Genomic DNA, 17,783 nt, shown 5'->3' on the forward strand with positions numbered 1-17,783 from the left:
GTCACGGCGCTCAGCCGCAGACCTCGTACGAGGGCTCCGCACCGGTCGTCACCGTGACGTCCCAGGCGGTATCCGCACCCTCCCGGAACGCGAAGAACACGTGGGCGTCGGTCTCACTCGGGAGCATGATCCAGCTGTCGCTCCCGATCGTCGACGTCCCCTGCTGCGCGGCGGGGTATGCCGCGAGCAGATCGTCCCTGGTGGCGCCGACGCCCAACCCGGTCATCGTCTGGGGACCTGGAATCCCCTCGAGCGACTCACTCGTAGAGGAGACGGAGATCTCGCGGATGGGAGCGTTCGGGCTCTCGGTGCCCCGCACGAAGGACATACCGTAGGCGGAATCCGACGCCGTCCACCACGCCGACCATGAGCAGTCGACCGCGTCGTTGGTCCATCCCGGTGCGAGACCGTCGAGCGTCGAGGCGAAGTCGCCACCGATCTCGATCGGCCCGACACCGGCGTCGTCGATGACCCAGGTGCTCGGGTCTGTCGCAACCTCGACTCTGGCTTCCGTCGTCGGGCTCGGAGAATCGGACGGTGTCTGGCTGGGACTGACTTCCCGGCTGTCGGATGGCGCGGGCGCCGCACCCCCGGTGCAACCGGTGAGACCGCTCGTGGCGAGAGCGGTGAGGAGGATAAGCGCGGCGGCGCGTGCACGGATCATGAAGCCCCTGACTCCGGTCTCGGGCCCCTCGGCCCGCTCACGTAGGCTGGAGGGATGCCCGACACGCAGGTCCCTTCCGACGTGGTGTCGGCCCTGCCCGAATGGTACCGCTCCACCGCCAGAGACCTGCCGTGGCGACGCCCCGAGTTTCACGACGAGTTCGGGGCCTGGGGTGTGCTCGTGAGCGAGTTCATGCTGCAGCAGACGCCGGTCGTGAGGGTCATCCCGCACCTCGATGCCTGGTTGAAGAGATGGCCGACGCCCGCGAGGATGGCCAGCGCATCGGCGGCGGACGTCGTGCAGCAGTGGGCGAACCTGGGCTATCCCCGGCGTGCGCTCTGGCTGCATCGCGCGGCCGTCGAGATCACCGACCGGCATGGCGGGGTCGTACCGCGCGGGGTGGACGACCTGCTGGCGCTGTCGGGTATCGGCGACTACACCGCCCGTGCCGTGGCCGTGTTCGCCTACGGCGACCGCCACCCGGTCGTCGACACGAACACCCGAAGGGTGCTCGCTCGTGCCGTCGAGGGCCGCGCACAGCCGGGCGCGCCGTCACGCCGAGACCTCGATCTGATGGCCTCGCTGCTGCCCGATGACATCGATGCCGCTGCGATGTTCAACGCCGCGGCGATGGAACTCGGCGCCACCGTGTGCACGTCACGATCACCACGATGCGAGCTGTGCCCGTTGGCAGGCAGTTGCGCCTGGCTGGCGGCCGGCAGACCCGACACCGGGGATGAGCGGCGACGCCAGGCGGCGTACGAGGGGTCGGACAGACAGGCCCGCGGCGCGGTGCTGCGGCTGCTGCGGACCCTGGATCCGGAGCCTGTTCCGCTGGCGGCCGTGCTGCCGGACTGGCCTGACGCGGGTCAGCGGGATCGCGCCATCGACTCCCTCATCGCGGACGGCCTCGCGGAAGCCGACGGGTCAGCGCTGTTCCTGCCGCGCTGAACGTCTTCCGCAAGCGATCACGGCAGCCGACGCCTCGACGGGTCCGCACGCTCAGACGTGGTGATCCGTGCGATGCGCGAGCACCGTCAGCTCGACCCTGCTCCGCACGTCCAGCTTGACGAAGACCCGACCGAGGTGCACCTCCACGGTGCGTACCGAGACACGCAGCGCCTCCGCGATCTCGCGGTTCGCGGCTCCTCGGACGGCGCGCATCGCGACCTCCAGTTCGCGCGCCGTGAGCCGGAGCGCCCAGGCCGAACGGCACGCGGAGAGAGCCTCCGCCACGGGGAGGATGCTTCCTTCCCTGGCATCGAGGCGATCCAGCCTGTTCCGGATGGCTCTGGCCCAGGCGGTTGCGCCGGAGATCTCGAACAGCCGCTCCGCGTACTGGAGGTGGATCCTCGCTGACGCGTGATCGTCACGGATCGCCTGCTGCGTCCCGAGCATCATCTCCACCCGCGCCCTCGCGAACGGCGAAGTGAGAGTACGCGCGATCTCGCTCACCTCTTCGCTCTCGGAGGGCCACCGCCCGTCCCCCGCTGTCGCGATGCGTATCCGCAGCTCCTGCGCGAGGGCGATCTCGGGAGGCTCGACCGCCGCGGTCCTGACGCTCTCCTGACCGACGAACGCCATCTCCTCCAGCCCCGGCACCACCAACGTCGGCTGCGGTGCGCCGCGATCGGACCAAAGCCGGAACGTCGCGGCAGCCTCGTCGAACGAACCGGCGAGGAACGAGCGGATGCCGCGGTCCACGAGCAGATCGACCTTCACTCCCACGGGGAGGGCCGCCGTGAGCGAACGGGCGAAAGGCCCGAGCTCACCGAGCACGGCCACGTCGAGGCGCCGGGCGAGGACCACGCCGAGGCCGGCGAACGGCATCGCGATCGGAAGCCGGAGAGCCGATTGCATCAGTCGGTCGCGCGCAAGCCCGATGTCGCCCCGCCAGACCAGCAGCAGCACCTCGATGACCGCGCGATAGGCCTGGATGACCGGGCTGTTCTCGTACCCAGGGACGAGAGGATCGGGGCCGACGGACAGGACCGATCCATCGGTCGACAGCAGGCGGAGCGCACGATCGATGTCTCCGTCCGTCGCGGCGCGCAGTGCGCGGAGCATGCCCCCGCTCGCCGGACCGGCTCCACTCACGGCGTCGCCGCCGCGATCGCCCACGATGAGCCAGCACAACGCGACGGCGGGATCGCGGAGCTCATCGCCTGCATCCGCGCGGGCGGCCCCGTCTCGCAGGACATCGAGCCAGGTGCGCATCCCGATCCGGTCGCCGCGCTCGGCGCACAGGACGGCCGCGAGAGCAGCAGCCCTGGTCCAGTGGCGCCAGTCCTCCTGGTCGAGCGTTCTCGACCGCAGCGTGGTCGGATCGACGGCGGGTACTGCGCCCTGCACGAACGTTCGAGCGACGATCAGCGCGCCGAGGCCGGCGATCCGATGATGCGTGCTTCCGCGCGGATAGAGACCTCCCAGCCATGCTGCGGCCTCCGCAGCGAGTCCGGCGCTCAGGGCCGAGGCGCCGGCGACGAGACATGCCTCGTCCTTGGCATCGCCCACGGCGTGTCTATGCGCCTCGGTCGCGAGCAGCAGCGCACGGTCGGGTTGTCCGGCCTCGGAGAGCCGCCGGGCGAGCCGCGTGAGTCCAGGTGCGGTGGACGGGGCTCCCTCGAGTGAAGCCCGCGCCTGGTGCCAGTCCGCACTCGCGCGTTCGCCCCGAGCACGGAAGAGCGCGCTCAACCGCTGGTGAACCGCCGCAGTCCTGGCCGCGCAGGTCGTCGCCTGCACCCAGACGGACAGTCTCGCATCGACGAGCCGTGCGCGACCGGCGTGCACGAGCACGTGATCTGCGACAGATGCATCGGCCAGTTCGGTCGCCGTTCGTCCGTCGAAGGCGAGGAGGGGACCGAGAGCGTCGTCCAGGCGCACCGCGAGCGCGAGCAGCAGCTCACGATCACGTTCGTCGAGTTCCAGGTCGGCGAACCGGAGCGCGATGGCCGGCACCAGCGGGAGCGGCGTCGGCAACGACTGCAGCCCGTGACGTTGAGCCGGTGTCAGACGCTGGACCACCTCGCGAATCGTCGGCACGTCGCCATCGACGGCGTCGGACAGACGCGCGAGAACGTGCGGAGCGCATCCGAGATCCTGCTCGAGGAGATCCGCCAGGAGAAGTCCGGCCGCGGCGGGCGCGACGAACGGCCCCCCAGTCGTGTCCGTACCCTCGATGCGCCGATCCCCCTCAGCTTCGCGGGATCGGGTCCCGCGGAGCCGAGCGTATCAAACGGCTCTCACTCCGAGTCGTCTTCCGTGCGGTAGGGGTCGGCGTCGCCGGCGTGCGAAGCCGAAGAAGCCAGCTTCGCGACATCCGCATCGCGCTGCTGCGCCTCGCGGAGCAACGCACCGATGTGGTCGGCGTTCTCCGGCAGCGCGTCCGGGATGAACTCGAGCGTCGGCACGAGTCGTGTGCTCAGCTGTCGTCCGACCTCGCTGCGCAGCATGCCGGTCGCGGAGGTCAACGCGGCTCCGCTGGAGATGCGCTCCTCCTCCGTGCCGAGCACCGTGTAGAACACGGACGCGTGCTGGAGGTCTCCGCTCACACGGACGTCGGTGATGGTGACGAAGCCGAGGCGTGGATCGCGCAGCCCCTTCTCCAGCCTCTCCGCGAGGATCACGCGGATTCGATCCGCAAGTCGGGCCTGTCGTTCGCCTGCCATTGTTCTCTCCCTGTCCAGGAACCCTCAGGGCGTCCCCCGTCTCCCACGAACCGGAAGGAACGGGGAGACGGGGAACGCCCGAGAGTGTTTCGAATAGATCAGCCGCGAGGCTTCTCGATGAGCTCGGTCGTCTCGATCTCGTCACCGATCTGGATGTCGTTGTACTTCCCGAGTCCGATACCGGCCTCGTAGTCCGTACGGACCTCGGTGACATCGTCCTTGAAGCGACGCAGCGACTCGATGGCGAGACCATCGGCGATGACGACGCCGTCGCGGATGACGCGAGCCTTGGCGTTGCGGGTGATCGTTCCCGATCGCACGATGACACCGGCGATGTTGCCGAACTTCGAGGAGCGGAACACCTCGCGGATCTCGGCGACACCCGACTGGACCTCTTCGTACTCCGGCTTGAGCATGCCCTTGAGCGAGCTCTCGATCTCGTCGATCGCGTTGTAGATGACGGAGTAGAAGCGGATGTCCACGCCTTCACGAGCGGCGCGCTCGCGCGCCTTCGTGTCCGGGCGGACGTTGAAGCCCACGATGATCGCGTTGTCGATCGTCGCCAGGTTCACGTCGGACTCGGTGATCGCGCCGACACCGCGGTGGATGATGCGCAGCTGCACCGAGTCGTCGACCTCGATCTTGAGCAGCGACTCCTCGAGTGCCTCGACGGCACCGGAGACGTCACCCTTGATGATGAGGTTGAGAGATTCGACCTTGCCCTCTTCGAGAGCACGGGTGAAGTCCTCGAGCGAGATGCGCTTGCGGGCCTTGGCCAGCTGGGCGTTGCGCTCGACCGCTTCACGCTTCTCAGCGATCTGACGGGCCATGCGGTCTTCCTCGGTGACGATGAAGACGTCGCCGGCGCGCGGTACGGAGTTCAGACCCTGCACCTGGACCGGACGCGACGGGTAGGCCTCGAGGACCTGCTCGCCGTTCTCGTCGGCCATCGCACGCACACGGCCGTAGGCCGTACCCGCGACGATCGCGTCGCCGACCCGGAGCGTTCCGGACTGGATGAGCACCGTGGCGACCGAACCGCGACCCTTGTCGAGCTTCGCCTCGATGGCGACACCGCGAGCGGCCTTGTTCGGGTTCGCGGTCAGGTCGAGGCCGGCATCCGCCGTGAGCAGCACGGCATCCAGGAGATCCTGGATACCCGTGTTCGCCCGAGCGGAGACGTCGACGAACATGACGTCGCCACCGAACTCCTCGGCGACGAGACCATACTCGGTCAGCTGCTGACGCACCTTCGAGGGGTTGGCGTCGGGCTTGTCGACCTTGTTCACCGCGACCACGATCGGCACGTTCGCCGCCTGTGCGTGGTTCAGCGCCTCGACCGTCTGCGGCATGATGCCGTCGTCGGCTGCGACCACGAGGATCGCGAGGTCGGTGACCTGCGCACCACGGGCACGCATGGCGGTGAACGCCTCGTGACCCGGGGTGTCGATGAACGTGATGGCTCGCTCGATGCCCTCGTGCTCGGTCCAGACCTGGTAGGCACCGATGTGCTGGGTGATGCCGCCGGCTTCTCCCTCGATGACGTTGGTCTGACGGATCGCGTCGAGCAGTCGCGTCTTACCGTGGTCGACGTGACCCATGACGGTGACGACGGGAGGACGGATCTCGAGGTCTTCCTCGCTCTCCGCCTCCAGCTCGGCCTCGAGGTCGAGACCGAAGCCCTCGAGGAGCTCCTTGTCCTCGTCCTCGGGCGAGACCATCTGGATCTTGTAACCGAGCTCCTCGCCCAGCACCTCGAACGTCGCCTCGTCCAGCGACTCGGTGGCCGTGGCCATCTCGCCGAGGTTGAAGAGGATCGTCACGAGGGTTCCGGGCTGCACCGTGTAGCCGGTCAGCGTCTCGATCTTGTCCGCGAAGTCCGCGATCGATGCGCCGCGACGCATGCGGATGATCTCTCCGTTGCCGCGGGTGACGTTGACGCCACCGACGACCGGAGCACTCCGCATCTCGAACTCTTGCCGCTTCGCCCGCCGCGACTTGCGCTGCTTGCTCTTGCCGCCGCCCTTACCGAAGGCACCTGCCGTGCCACCGCCGGGTCCACGGCCGCGACCGCCGCCACCACCGGGACGACCGGCGAAACCGCCGCCGGGACGTGCACCGGGGCCGCCTGCTCCACCGGGTCCACCGGCGCCGCCGGGACGACCGGGGCCTCCGGGACGCTGCTGGAACGGAGCACCGGGACGACCACCCTGGCCACCGCGGGGTGCACCAGGACGAGGCGAGCCGGGCCGAGGCGCACCCGGACGGGGTGCACCGGGACGAGGCGCCTGAGGACGCGGGATGTTGCCCGGAGTCGGACGCTGGCCCATGCCCTGCGCCGAGGCGAAGGGGTTGTTGCCGGGACGGGGACCGGCGGGACGCTGGCCCATGCCCTGCGCGGACGAGAAGGGGTTGTTACCCGGACGCGGAGCGCCCGGAGTCGGTGCACTGCTCTCGGCGGGTGCGGCCGCCTCCGGAGCTGCAGGCGCGGGGGCCGCTGCTGCAGGTGCAGGAGTCGGGTCCGCGGGTGCCGGAGCAGCGGGGGCCGGAGCCTCCGGGGCGGGCTTGGGACCGGGCTTGGGGCCGGGCTTCGGGCCCGGCTTGGCGCCGGAACCCACACCGGGCTTCGCCGCAGACGCTGCCGGCTTCGCGGCCGGAGCAGCAGGGGCTGCGCTCTTGAGCGAGCTGTCGGCCTCGATCGCCGCGCGCAGCTTGCGCGCCACCGGCGGTTCGATGGTCGAAGAGGGGCTCTTCACGAACTCGCCGAGTTCCTTGAGCTTTGCAAGTGCGATCTTGCTGTCGACGCCGAGTTCGGCGGCGATCTCATGTACGCGTGGTTTACCAGCCACAATTCTCCTGTCTGAGTCGGTCCACCCAGACAGGGCAGACCACTAGTCGCGGACGGGTCTCATTTCGAGCCGTTCACTTTGTTTCCATAGCTGTTCAGCCTTTGTTTCTTGGTGGGTGCTGTTCGAAGGTCCGTGTGTCCAGCTGAGTGTTCACACGCAGTGCTCGTCCGAAGGCTCGTCGCCGCAGAGCGGCCTCCATGCATTCGGGTGTCGGATGCACCCACGCGCCGCGCCCCGGCAGGACAGCACGCTCATCGGGGATGAGGGTGTCGTTCTGGGCAACCACCCGGAGAAGGGCGGAGCGGGGAGCACGCGTGCGACAACCGACGCACGTTCGTACGGGTTCCATCTTACACCTGCGTTTCACCCCGCCTCGCCCGTTCCCGGGCGCGGCGGAAGGCCGAAGCCGGTCAGTCGAGGACGCTGTCCGGCTGGATGTCGATCTTCGCCCCCGTGAGCTTGGCGGCCAGGCGGGCATTCTGGCCCTCCTTGCCGATCGCGAGCGACAGCTGGTAGTCGGGCACCAGCGCGCGGACGGCCTTGGTGCCGGCATCCAGCACGAAAGAGCTCGTGACCTTGGCGGGTGAAAGCGCGTGCGCCACGAAGGTCGGGAGGTCCGCGTCGTAGTCGACGATGTCGATCTTCTCGCCGGCGAGCTCCTCGGTCACCGCGCGCACACGACGACCCAGCTCACCGATGCAGGCGCCCTTGGCATTGATCGAGGGGTCGTTCGCCTTCACCGCGATCTTCGTGCGGTGTCCGGCCTCCCGGGCCAGCGCCACGATCTCGACCAGACCGGCCGCGATCTCCGGCACCTCCAGGGCGAAGAGCTTGCGGACGAGCCCAGGGTGCGTACGCGAGACGGTGATCTGCGGGCCCTTGAGGCCCTTGGCCACACTCGTGACGTAGACGCGCAGGCGCGAGCCGTGCGTGTACTCCTCGCCGGGCACCTGCTCCTCAGGGGGAAGGATCGCCTCGACGGAGCCGAGGTCGACGTGGATCATGCGGGGATTCGGGCCCTGCTGGATCACGCCGGCGACGATGTCGCCTTCCTTGTCCTTGAAGTCGCCGAGCACGACGTCGTCCGCGATGTCACGGAGACGCTGGCTGATGACCTGCTTGGCGGCGAAGGCGGCGATGCGGCCGAAGTCATCCGGCGTCGCGTCCTCTTCGCCGATGATCGCGCCCTCTTCGTCCTTGACGACCTGCAGGACGGCGACATGGCCGGTCTTGCGGTCGAGGTCGACGCGGACACCCTCGGGCGTGACGCCGTCGGCTGCGACGTGCTTGGAGTACGCGGTCAGGATCGCCTGCTCGATGATGGCGACGAGCTCATCGAAGGGAATCGCCTTCTCCTTCTCGATCCCTCGCAGCAGACTCAGTTCGATGTCCATGACGGCCTCTCTATTCAGCTCTCGTCGCGCCTGTTCGCACGCGCGACATCCGTACCACGATACCCTGTGCCCACCGGCTCCCGCACGGCGGCGGCGGTGGCGGAATCCCGGAGCCGCTCGAGGAGGAGCACGTGAGCACATTCGACACGGTCGTGATCGGCGCAGGCATGTCGGGGCTCACGAGCGCCCGGATGCTCGCCGACGCCGGTCAGCGCGTCGTGGTCCTCGAGGGGCGCGACCGCATCGGAGGCCGCATGCACACCGACCGCAGCGCCGGATTCCCGGTCGATCTCGGCGCCTCATGGATCCACGGCATCGAGAACTCCCCGCTGTGGGACCTCGTGCATGCGCTGCGCATCCCGGCGATCGAGTACACGGTGGGCAGCTTCCAGGTCGGAGGTCGCCCGATCGAGAACTACGACGGCGAGGGCCGCCGTCTGGACGAAGCCGCGACCGCGCAGTGGGTCAGCGACGTCGACCTGGCCGACCGCCTGCTCGTGGAGGAGATCGCCGCATCCTCCTCCGGCGACACGTACCTGGACGTCACGGAGCGCGCTCTGGACAGGTCGGGGCTCTCCCCTGATCGCATCGACGACATCCGCGAGTTCTTCCGCCATCGCGTCGAGGAGCAGTGCGGCGCCTGGATCGGCGATCTCGATGCCCATGGCCTCGATGAGGATGCGATCGAGGGCGACGAGGTCATCTTCCCCCGCGGTTACGACGAGCTCCCCCGCCGCATCGCAGACGGCCTCGATGTGCGCCTGGAGACGGTCGTGACCCGCGTGAGCCGTTCCGCAGCGGGCGTCGTCGTGCGCGCCGGTGATACCGAGTACCGCGCGGACCGCGTCATCGTCACCGTGCCGCTCGGGGTCCTCAAGGCGGGAACGATCTCGTTCGATCCCGAGCTCCCCGAAGCGGTCTCCGGCCCTATCTCCCGCCTCGGGATGGGCGTGTTCAACAAGGTGTTCGTCCAGTTCCCCGAGCGCTTCTGGGACGAGGAGACGTACGTGATCCGCGCACTCGGAGACGCCGGCGAGCACTGGCACTCCTGGTACGACGTATCTGCAGTGAGCGGGATCCCCACGCTCCTCACCTTCGCCGCCGGCCCTTTCGGTCGTCGGATGCAGGACCTCGCTGATGCCGAGATCGTCGCCGACGCGGTCAGCGCTCTCCACGTCCTCTACCGAGACGCCGTCGGTGAACCGCTCGCGCACTGGGTCACGCGTTGGGGCGAGGACGAGTTCTCGAACGGCTCGTACTCCCACCTCGCCCTGGGATCGACGCACCACGATCACGATGCTCTGGCGGGGCCCGTCGACGGGGTGCTGCACTTCGCCGGCGAAGCCACCTGGGGCGATGAGCCGGCCACGGTCGGGGCGGCGTTCTACTCCGGCCACCGCGCTGCGGAGCGCATCCTCGATCGCCCGGTCGATCTCGCCGACTTCGCCGCCCGCATCACCGCGCGGGAGCAGACGGTAGGGCGTTGATCGCGCCGATCAGTCGGAACAGATTGCCCACCTGCCGCTGATCCAGGTGCAGGATCAGGCGCGGGAGGTCGAGGTTGTCGGCGTCGGCGACCTCCGGCTGACGCGGGCCCGTCCGCTCGATCCTCCCCGATGACAGCATCGAGCCGAACTCCTCGTTGAGCCGATCGATCTCCTCGTCCGTCGGCTCCGCCTTGAGCCGCAGCACCAGCGCATCGCCCACCCAGCGCAATGAGTCGTAGTTGTGCCAGAAGCCCGTGATCTCCGCCCTGGCCGCATCGACCGAATCCGTGATCACGACGCGATCGAAGTCGCCCTCCGAGATGACCCCGGTCGGGGCGAGATGGTCGTCGATGAAGCTGCGAAGCCCCTGCCAGAACGTGCCACCCGGCTCGTCGAGGAGAACGATCGGCGTCGGTTCCGCCTTGCCGGTCTGCTGCAGGGTGAGCAGCTCGAACATCTCGTCGAGGGTGCCGAACCCACCCGGCAGGCAGATGAACCCGAGCGATTCCTTGATGAGCATGAGCTTGCGGGTGAAGAAGTACTTCATCGCGACCACGTGGTCCTGGCCGGCCACGAAGCCGTTGGGCTTCTCCTCGAACGGGAGCCTGATCGAGACGCCCAGCGAGAGGGCAGGACCCGCTCCCTCGGAAGCCGCCTGCATGATGCCGGGCCCCGCCCCCGTGACGACCATCCACCCATCCCCCGCGAGGGCCGAGGCGACGTCGCGCGCCGTCAGATACAGCGGATCGTCCTGCCTGGTTCGCGCCGAGCCGAAGACCGTGACCTTGGGGACGCCACGGAACGGAGCGAAGAGACGGAACGCATCCCGCATCTCGGCGAGCGCTGCCGAGGCGATCTTCAGATCGAGGCGGTCGGCGCCGTCCTCCCCCAGAAGGATCGCGGTGCGCAGCATCCGCATCACGAGCCTGCGGTCGGTGTGCACTCCCGCATCGTCGAGGACGGCGTTGATCTCGGCGCTGAGCGCTTCAGGGAGGGGTTCGTCGATCATGCCTCCAGGGTGTCATGCTCCGGGGCGACCGCGGCCTCCTGCCACGCCGTCGCTCAGACTCCGCGGGACTCGTCGACGGCCGCCCGGATCTCGTCGTGCGGGAGCGCGAGGCTCCTGTGCCCGTCGCGTCCTGTCATGTCCTGCGCTGCGACGAGTGCGTTCCACACGGCCTCGTCGACGGCCTGCACCGCTGCCGTCAGGAAGGGATCGATCCGCCCCCACGGGATCAGGCGCATGGTCTCGTAGACCTCGTCGCTCCCCTCCGGGAACTGCGACGTGAGCGCACCCTCGTTCGCGGTGGAGAACGCGAGGACGATGTCGCCCGAGAAGTGACTGCCCGCGGTGCCGCTGCGGCCGAGACCCAGGGCTCCCCGACGAGCCAGTGCCGCGCACTGACCGGGAAGGAAGGGGGCGTCAGTGGCGATGACCACGATCGCGGATCCGGCTCCTCCCGGGGCATGTTGGCGCCGCTCCCGAGCGAACCAGTCGTCGTCGCCCATCGGGTTCGGCGCCGACGATCGTGCGCCCAGGTCGATGCTGCCGAGCCGAAGCTCGTCGCGCGCACCGAAGTTCGCCTGGATGAGGACTCCGACGGTGTACTCGGCACCGCCGTACGCCACCGTTCTGGATGCCGTGCCGGTGCCTCCCTTGAAGCCGTAGCAGTTCATCCCCGTCCCTCCGCCGACGTTCCCCTCCGCCGGTGCGGCGGTGCTGGCCGCCTCCAGGGCCGACCACGCGTCCGCCGGCGTGACGTGACCGCCGTTGATGTCGTTGAGGTATCCGTCCCAGGTCTCCCCGACGACGGGCAGCATCCACTGGGCGGCGACGTGCGGGGCGATCTGCGCCACCCAGGAGTCGATACCGCTGTGCACGGCTCCGACCGCATGCGAGCTGGTGATCCCGATCGGCATGGACAGCGATCCGGACTCGTCGATCCATGCGCGGCCGGTGAGCTCGCCGTTCCCGTTGAAGGCGTGGACGGCCGCAGCACAGGGCACGCCCACTCCCTCGCGGCCCCGGGGCAGGACGGCGGTGACCCCGGTGCGGACGGCGTGCGCTCCCTCCCCCGCGATCATTGTGCGATATCCGACGGCCACACCGGGGACGTCGGTGATCGCGCCGTGGGTGCCGCTGCGTCCCGCGAACGGGACCCCCAGATCCCTTGCCCTGATACGCCTGCGTGACGACTCCGACGCCGATGAGGAAACCACCATGTACTCCACTCTGACCTGAACGTATGTTCAGAGAGTATGTCATCCAACGCATGTTTTGCTTGACTTAACCCGGCTGTGCCCTTTGAATCACTGTTCAAGAGCTCGTACCATCCGATACGCACCCTCCCGACAGCAGATTCCGGAGCCGCAGATGTCTCAGCCGAATCCCTCCGTCCCCACGACCACGACCACTACGCTCGCCCAGCGGCGCCTCGGAGTCTGGGCGATCGTCTTCTTCGTGGTCTCCGCCGCAGCTCCCCTCACGGTCGTCGCCAGCGCTGCAGCCACGGACTTCCGTCTCGCCGGCATCGGCGGCCCGGGCGCTATGCTCGCCAGCGGTGTCGTGCTGATGCTGTTCGCCTTCGGTTTCACCGCCATGTCGAGGTATGTGCGCAACACCGGCGCCTTCTACGTCTACGGCGCTCGAGGACTCGGCAAACCCGTCGGCATCGGCATCGTGTTCGTGACGATCTTCTCCTACACCGCCCTGTGCATCTGCTTCTACGGCTTCGTCGGGTTCTTCGGGGAGATGACGTTCTCCGCACTCTTCGGCATCGATCTGCCCTGGACCGTCTACGCGCTGATGGCGCTCGTCATCGTCGGGGTGCTCGGCTACCGCAAGATCGATGTCGGTGCCAAAGTTCTGGGCGTCCTGCTCACGGCCGAGGTCGCCATCCTGCTCGTCCTCGCGATCGCCGTGCTCGCCTCGGGCGGCCCCGAGCCGATCTCGTTCGCCTCCTTCGCCCCCGAGAACGTCTTCTTCGCCGCCGGGAGCGGCGCGCTCTTCGTCTTCGGGTTCGGTGCCTACCTCGGCTTCGAGAGCACGGCGATCTACGCCGAGGAGGCGCGGGATCCGGCACGCACCGTGCCGATCGCGACATACATCTCGATCGCGTTCCTCGGCGTCTTCTACGCCTTCACGTTCTGGATCCTCACGGTCGCCTTCGGCATCGAGGGCGTGCTGCGCCTCGCCCTGCAGGACGACTTCCAGGACATGGTCTTCCACGCCGGCGACGCGTACCTGGGCGCCTGGGCGTCCGTGACGATGCGGGTGCTGATCGTCACGAGCTTCTTCGCCTGCCTCCTCGCGTTCCACAACGCCAGCTCCCGGTACCTCTTCTCGCTCGGACGGGAGCGTCTGCTGCCGTCGTGGCTCGCGCAGACCCAGCCGACGACGCAGGCACCTCACCACGCAAGCCTCGTGATCTCGATCGTGTCGCTCGTGGCCATCGCGGTGACGATCATCAGCGGAGCGGATCCCTTCCTCGGCTTCGCGCTCCCTGTGTACTCGATCGGCGTGGCCGGGTTGGTCTTCGCCCAGGCCGTGGCCGCCATCGCCGTGGTCGGCTTCTTCCTGAGAGGGCGGCGAGGCCACAGCATCTGGCGGGTACTGGTCGCACCGGCGCTCGGGGCGCTCGGTCTGATCGTCGGATTCGTCCTCATCGCGACCAACTTCGATCTCGTCACCGGCCTCCAGGGGCCCGTCAACCTCGCGCTCCTCGCCCCCACCCCCGCCCTGTTCGTGGCCGGCATCGTCGTCGGGATCGTCCTGAAGCGACGTCGTCCCCGCCACTATGCTGAACTCACCACGCTCGTTCCCGACGACGAGTAGCGCCAGGCGCGAGGAGGATACGTGGCCGAGCAGCGCAAGCACGCCACCCGACGGGCGGAGCTCATCTCCGCGACCAGGCGCGTCGCCGGGCGCAGCGGTCTCCTCGGCACGAACGTGCGCGCGGTCGCCGCGGAGGCCTCGGTCAGCGCGGGGAGCGTGCTGTACTACTTCTCCACCTTCGACGAGCTGATGTATGCAACCGTCGAGGGTGTCCTGGAGGAGATGTACGAGAGACGACGCGCACTCGCCGAGAACGAGCCCGACCCGGCGAAGCGTCTGGTCGCTCTCGTCACGGCCGGGATCCCGGACGAGATCAGCGACCATCTGCGCATGGCGTACGAGAGCATCCCCCTGCTGCGGGAGCAGCCTCAGTACCGTCCCCTGCACCGCTCCATCGTCGAACGGCAGGTCGCCCTCTACAGATCGACGATCGAGATCGGCACGGCGCTCGGCACCTTCCGCCCCACCGCCGACCTCACCGTGATCGCACGGAACATCGTCGCTCTCGAGGACGCGTATGACCTCTACCCGCTGATCGGCGTCGAGCTGGGAGCGCAGACGTACCGGTCGAACATCCTCTCCTACGCCCGCACTGCCCTCGACTGCGACTTCGGCGGCTGAGCCCCGCCGTCCACTCGTCTGCCTTCGGCGATGTCGAGCACGGCGGCTGCCCCCCTGTCAATGCCCGTGTGCCCGCACGCTCCGCACGGCACGCTGACGTCATGACGGAGATCACAGGACCCGAAGCCCTCGCCCGCATCGCCGAACTCGTGGAGGACATCGACATCACGATGCTCACCACGATCGACGACGACGGCAACCTCGTGAGTCGGCCGATGTCGACCAGGCAGATGGACGACGCGGGCGACATCTGGTTCTTCACCGCTGAAGACACCGAGAAGGTCCACGAGGCCCGAAAGCACCACGACGTGGGCCTCGCCTACTGCGATGCCAAGGGCATGCGATACGTGTCGGTCGCCGGCACCGCAGAAGTGGTGCACGACCGCGCCAAGATGGAGGAGCTCTACTCCGCGTCGCTGGAGATCTGGTTCGCGGACGGCCTCGACACCCCGGGCATCGCCCTCCTCAAGGTCACGCCGAAGGTCACCGAGTTCTGGGAGCCGTCGAAAGGCAGGCTCGCGCTCGCGGCGGGTGCGCTGAAGTCGCTCGTGACCCGGGACACCCCGGACGACGACACCATGAACCACGGCCGCATCGTCTGCTGACGATGCGGCCGTGAAGGCTCACTGTGGGGTCAGTGCGCGGCGGAGAGTCGCGGCACGACCTCGTCGACGGAGACGGCCTCGCGCTCCCCTGTGGCGCGGTCCCACAGCTCGACCTGGCCCTCCGCGGCCCCGCGGCCGACGATGACGATCTTCGGCACACCGACGAGCTCGGCGTCTCCGAACTTCACTCCGGGCGAGACCTTCGGCCGGTCGTCGTAGAGCACGTCGAGCCCCGCGGCTTCGAGCTGAGCGGAGATCCCCTCCGCGACCTCGAACGCGACCTGGTCGCGGCCCGCGGCGACGACCTGCACGTCGAACGGCGCGACGGACGCCGGCCAGATGAGGCCCTTGTCGTCGTTGTTGAGCTCGGCGATGATCGCGAGGATACGGGTCACGCCGATGCCGTACGAGCCCATCGTGACGGTGACGAGCTTGCCGTTCTCGTTCAGCACCTTGAGGCCCAATGCCTCGGCGTACTTGCGTCCGAGCTGGAAGACGTGCCCGATCTCCATGCCGCGAGCGAGCTCGACCGGACCGGAGCCGTCGGGGGCGGGATCGCCTGCACGCACGTTCGCGATCTCCACGATGCCGTCGGCGGCGAAGTCGCGGCCGGCCACCACGGAGTGCGCGTGCTTCTCGTCGATGTTCGCGCCGGTGATCCAGCTCGTGCCCTCGCTCACGCGCGGATCGACGAGGTAACGGATGCCGGTGGCCGACTCCTCGCCGAGCACTGCTCCCGTCGGCGACCACGGACCGATGTAGCCCTTCACGAGCAGCGGGTTGTTCTCGAAGTCGTCCGCGGTGGCCGTCTCGACCTCGGCGGGCGCGAAGGCCACCTCGGCGCGCTTCTCATCGACCTCGCGGTCACCGGGGATGCCGACGATGACCAGTTCGCGGGTGCCATCGAGATGCGTGAGGGCGAGGACGACGTTCTTGAGCGTGTCCGCAGCGGTGTACTCGCCGTCGAGTTCGCGGTTGGCGTGAGCCACCAGCGTGTCGATGGTCGGCGTGTCCGGGGAGTCGAAGATGACCGGGGACGCCTCGGCGTCGTAAGCGATGGCCTCTGGCACCGCCGTGGTGAAGGCCTCGACGTTCGCGGCGTACCCGCCCGCGCTCCGCACGAACGTGTCCTCCCCGACAGGCGTGGGGTGCAGGAACTCCTCGCTCCGGGAGCCGCCCATCGCGCCGGCGTCGGCCTGGACGATGACGTACTCGAGTCCGAGGCGCTGGAAGATGCGCTCGTACGCGTCGCGCTGCGCCTGGTAGCTGACGTCCAGGCCCTCGTCTGACGAGTCGAACGAGTACGCGTCCTTCATCGTGAACTCGCGTCCGCGGAGCAGACCCGCCCGCGGGCGTGCCTCATCGCGGTACTTGTCCTGGATCTGGAAGATCGTGAGGGGCAGGTCCTTGTACGAGGAGTAGAGGTCCTTCACGAGCAGCGTGAACGCCTCCTCGTGCGTGGGCGCGAGCAGGTAGTCGCCGCCCTTGCGGTCCTGCAGGCGGAAGAGCAGGTCGCCGTACTCGTCCCAGCGCCCGGTGGCCTCGTAGGCCTCACGCGGCATGAGAGCGGGGAAATGCACCTCCTGCGCGCCGGCGGCTGCCATCTCCTCCCGGACGACCGTCTCGATCTTCGACTTGACGCGCAGCCCCAGTGGCAGCCACGCGAAGATGCCGGCGGCCTGCGGGCGGATGTATCCCGCCCGGATCAGCAGCCGATGGCTGGCGACCTCTGCGCCTGCAGGGTCTTCACGGAGCGTGCGGAGGAAGAAGTTCGAAAGACGAGTGACCACGGAGCAAGTCTAGTGAGCCGTGGTCACCCGTCTTCGACCGCGTCAGTTGAGAGCGGGAAGGTTCGCCGGGACGACGCCACCCGCGTAGAGGTCGGCCGCCAGCTCCTGCAGGGCCGTCAGAGCCACCCGCTGCGGAAGCGGGCCGTACGAGATGCGTGCGACGCCGAGCTTCTCGTACTCGGACGCGGCGAGGGCGCCGGGGATCCCGATGACGCTCACCTTGCGCTCGCCGATGCCCTCGACGAGCTGGCGGGTCACGTTCATGTCGAGGATGCCGGGGACGAAGACCGCCGTCGCGCCGGCATCGAGGTAGGCGCGACCACGCTGGATCGCATCGGCGATGCTCTCCTGCACGGGGCGACCACCGGCGCGGACGAACGCATCGGTGCGGGCGTTGAGAGCGAAGGAGACGCCCTCCGACTGTGCGGCCTTCACGATCGCCTCCACCGCTGCGACGGACTCGTCGAGCGGCTTGAGGCGATCCTCGACGTTCGCACCGACGACGCCGACTCCGATCGCGAGGCGGGTGGTCTCTCCCGCATCCCCGTACCCGTCGTCGAGGTCTGCCGTGACGGGCACCTGGACGGCGGCCGCGATGCGACCCACCATGTCGATCATGATGTCGCGAGGCGTCGAGCCGTCCTCGTAGCCGAACGATGCGGCGATCCCGTGTCCGGCCGTCGCGATCGCCTTCGTCTCGGGCAGAGCGGCGACCGCTCGTGCGGAGACGACGTCCCACACGTTGACGACACGGAGGATCTCCGGTGCGTCGTAGAGTCCGACGAGGGTCTGGGCTTTGGCTGCAGTGATCATGACTCCACGCTAACGCGGGATGGCTTCGGCAGGGCCGGTTCGCCCGCACCCGCGCCT

At 68.5% G+C, this 17,783-nt stretch carries 15 protein-coding genes; 5 read left to right on the forward strand and 10 right to left on the reverse strand.

What is annotated here, in order from left to right:
• Nucleotides 1–10: 10 nt before the first annotated feature.
• Nucleotides 11–664, reverse strand: a complete 654-nt coding sequence (locus MOX01_RS12455) for a hypothetical protein (protein ID WP_141369947.1) — start codon at nt 662–664, stop codon at nt 11–13.
• Between the two features lie 54 nt (nt 665–718).
• On the opposite strand from MOX01_RS12455, the gene MOX01_RS12460 reads away from it, so the two are divergent.
• A complete protein-coding gene (locus MOX01_RS12460) occupies nt 719–1,615 on the forward strand; it encodes an iron-sulfur binding domain-containing protein (RefSeq protein ID WP_141369949.1) in 897 nt (298 codons plus the stop codon).
• Nucleotides 1,616–1,666: 51 nt separating this feature from the next.
• Here the strand turns inward: MOX01_RS12460 and MOX01_RS12465 are convergent, their stop codons facing one another.
• The 5 genes from MOX01_RS12465 to nusA all read right to left on the reverse strand — a co-directional run bounded on the left by MOX01_RS12465 (nt 1,667) and on the right by nusA (nt 8,575).
• Nucleotides 1,667–3,706, reverse strand: a complete 2,040-nt coding sequence (locus MOX01_RS12465) for a response regulator transcription factor (protein WP_141369951.1) — start codon at nt 3,704–3,706, stop codon at nt 1,667–1,669.
• A 200-nt stretch (nt 3,707–3,906) separates the two neighbouring features.
• Nucleotides 3,907–4,332 carry a 30S ribosome-binding factor RbfA gene (gene rbfA / locus MOX01_RS12470; protein ID WP_046748269.1) on the reverse strand — a complete coding sequence of 142 codons (426 nt, stop codon included), beginning with the start codon at nt 4,330–4,332 and terminating at the stop codon, nt 3,907–3,909.
• Nucleotides 4,333–4,430: 98 nt separating this feature from the next.
• Complete coding sequence (gene infB, locus MOX01_RS12475; RefSeq protein WP_141369953.1) at nt 4,431–7,181, reverse strand: translation initiation factor IF-2; 2,751 nt, start codon at nt 7,179–7,181, stop codon at nt 4,431–4,433.
• A gap of 94 nt (nt 7,182–7,275) precedes the next feature.
• Entirely contained in the window at nt 7,276–7,659 is a 384-nt protein-coding gene (locus MOX01_RS12480) for a YlxR family protein (protein ID WP_307723508.1), read from the reverse strand.
• Nucleotides 7,592–8,575, reverse strand: a complete 984-nt coding sequence (gene nusA / locus MOX01_RS12485; RefSeq protein WP_046748267.1) for a transcription termination factor NusA — start codon at nt 8,573–8,575, stop codon at nt 7,592–7,594. The genes MOX01_RS12480 and nusA overlap by 68 nt, the downstream gene beginning before the upstream one ends.
• Before the next feature lie 131 nt (nt 8,576–8,706).
• Here nusA and MOX01_RS12490 point away from each other — a divergent pair, with 131 nt between their 5' ends.
• Nucleotides 8,707–10,062: a flavin monoamine oxidase family protein gene (locus MOX01_RS12490; protein ID WP_141369955.1), complete on the forward strand. Its 1,356-nt coding sequence runs from the start codon at nt 8,707–8,709 to the stop codon at nt 10,060–10,062.
• Here MOX01_RS12490 and MOX01_RS12495 read toward each other — a convergent pair.
• Nucleotides 10,031–11,071, reverse strand: coding sequence for an LOG family protein (locus MOX01_RS12495; protein ID WP_046748266.1), 1,041 nt, complete (start codon nt 11,069–11,071; stop codon nt 10,031–10,033). The genes MOX01_RS12490 and MOX01_RS12495 overlap by 32 nt on opposite strands.
• 53 nt (nt 11,072–11,124) lie before the next feature.
• Nucleotides 11,125–12,285, reverse strand: a complete 1,161-nt coding sequence (locus MOX01_RS12500; protein ID WP_141369957.1) for a DmpA family aminopeptidase — start codon at nt 12,283–12,285, stop codon at nt 11,125–11,127.
• A gap of 151 nt (nt 12,286–12,436) precedes the next feature.
• Here MOX01_RS12500 and MOX01_RS12505 point away from each other — a divergent pair, with 151 nt between their 5' ends.
• From MOX01_RS12505 to MOX01_RS12515, 3 genes are all read left to right on the forward strand, one after another.
• On the forward strand, nt 12,437–13,897 hold the full coding sequence (locus tag MOX01_RS12505; RefSeq protein WP_141369959.1) for an APC family permease: 1,461 nt from the start codon (nt 12,437–12,439) through the stop codon (nt 13,895–13,897).
• Nucleotides 13,898–13,918: 21 nt separating this feature from the next.
• The gene (locus tag MOX01_RS12510) at nt 13,919–14,518 is read left to right on the forward strand and encodes a TetR family transcriptional regulator (protein WP_113681557.1); all 600 of its coding nucleotides are present in this window, start codon (nt 13,919–13,921) and stop codon (nt 14,516–14,518) included.
• Nucleotides 14,519–14,619: 101 nt separating this feature from the next.
• On the forward strand, nt 14,620–15,123 hold the full coding sequence (locus MOX01_RS12515) for a pyridoxamine 5'-phosphate oxidase family protein (protein WP_141369961.1): 504 nt from the start codon (nt 14,620–14,622) through the stop codon (nt 15,121–15,123).
• A gap of 29 nt (nt 15,124–15,152) precedes the next feature.
• Here MOX01_RS12515 and MOX01_RS12520 read toward each other — a convergent pair whose 3' ends face one another.
• Together MOX01_RS12520 and MOX01_RS12525 are read right to left on the reverse strand one after the other, a co-directional pair.
• On the reverse strand, nt 15,153–16,913 hold the full coding sequence (locus MOX01_RS12520) for a proline--tRNA ligase (RefSeq protein WP_046748262.1): 1,761 nt from the start codon (nt 16,911–16,913) through the stop codon (nt 15,153–15,155).
• Between the two features lie 42 nt (nt 16,914–16,955).
• A complete protein-coding gene (locus tag MOX01_RS12525) occupies nt 16,956–17,726 on the reverse strand; it encodes an isocitrate lyase/PEP mutase family protein (RefSeq protein WP_058631275.1) in 771 nt (256 codons plus the stop codon).
• Nucleotides 17,727–17,783: the final 57 nt, after the last annotated feature.

It is taken from the genome of Microbacterium oxydans, from assembly GCF_006540085.1.
In the GTDB taxonomy this organism is placed as follows: Bacteria; Actinomycetota; Actinomycetes; order Actinomycetales; family Microbacteriaceae; genus Microbacterium; species Microbacterium oxydans.

What these genes read in the sequence shown, in the direction of transcription:
- MOX01_RS12455 (WP_141369947.1), bottom strand. Translation starts at nt 664, where the DNA reads ATGATCCGTGCACGCGCCGCCGCGCTTATCCTCCTCACCGCTCTCGCC.
- MOX01_RS12460 (WP_141369949.1), top strand. Translation starts at nt 719, where the DNA reads ATGCCCGACACGCAGGTCCCTTCCGACGTGGTGTCGGCCCTGCCCGAA.
- rbfA (WP_046748269.1), bottom strand. Translation starts at nt 4,332, where the DNA reads ATGGCAGGCGAACGACAGGCCCGACTTGCGGATCGAATCCGCGTGATC.
- MOX01_RS12480 (WP_307723508.1), bottom strand. Translation starts at nt 7,659, where the DNA reads ATGCCCGCCTGGCCGCCAAGCTCACGGGGGCGAAGATCGACATCCAGC.
- nusA (WP_046748267.1), bottom strand. Translation starts at nt 8,575, where the DNA reads ATGGACATCGAACTGAGTCTGCTGCGAGGGATCGAGAAGGAGAAGGCG.
- MOX01_RS12495 (WP_046748266.1), bottom strand. Translation starts at nt 11,071, where the DNA reads ATGATCGACGAACCCCTCCCTGAAGCGCTCAGCGCCGAGATCAACGCC.
- MOX01_RS12500 (WP_141369957.1), bottom strand. Translation starts at nt 12,285, where the DNA reads ATGGTGGTTTCCTCATCGGCGTCGGAGTCGTCACGCAGGCGTATCAGG.
- MOX01_RS12505 (WP_141369959.1), top strand. Translation starts at nt 12,437, where the DNA reads ATGTCTCAGCCGAATCCCTCCGTCCCCACGACCACGACCACTACGCTC.
- MOX01_RS12515 (WP_141369961.1), top strand. Translation starts at nt 14,620, where the DNA reads ATGACGGAGATCACAGGACCCGAAGCCCTCGCCCGCATCGCCGAACTC.
- MOX01_RS12525 (WP_058631275.1), bottom strand. Translation starts at nt 17,726, where the DNA reads ATGATCACTGCAGCCAAAGCCCAGACCCTCGTCGGACTCTACGACGCA.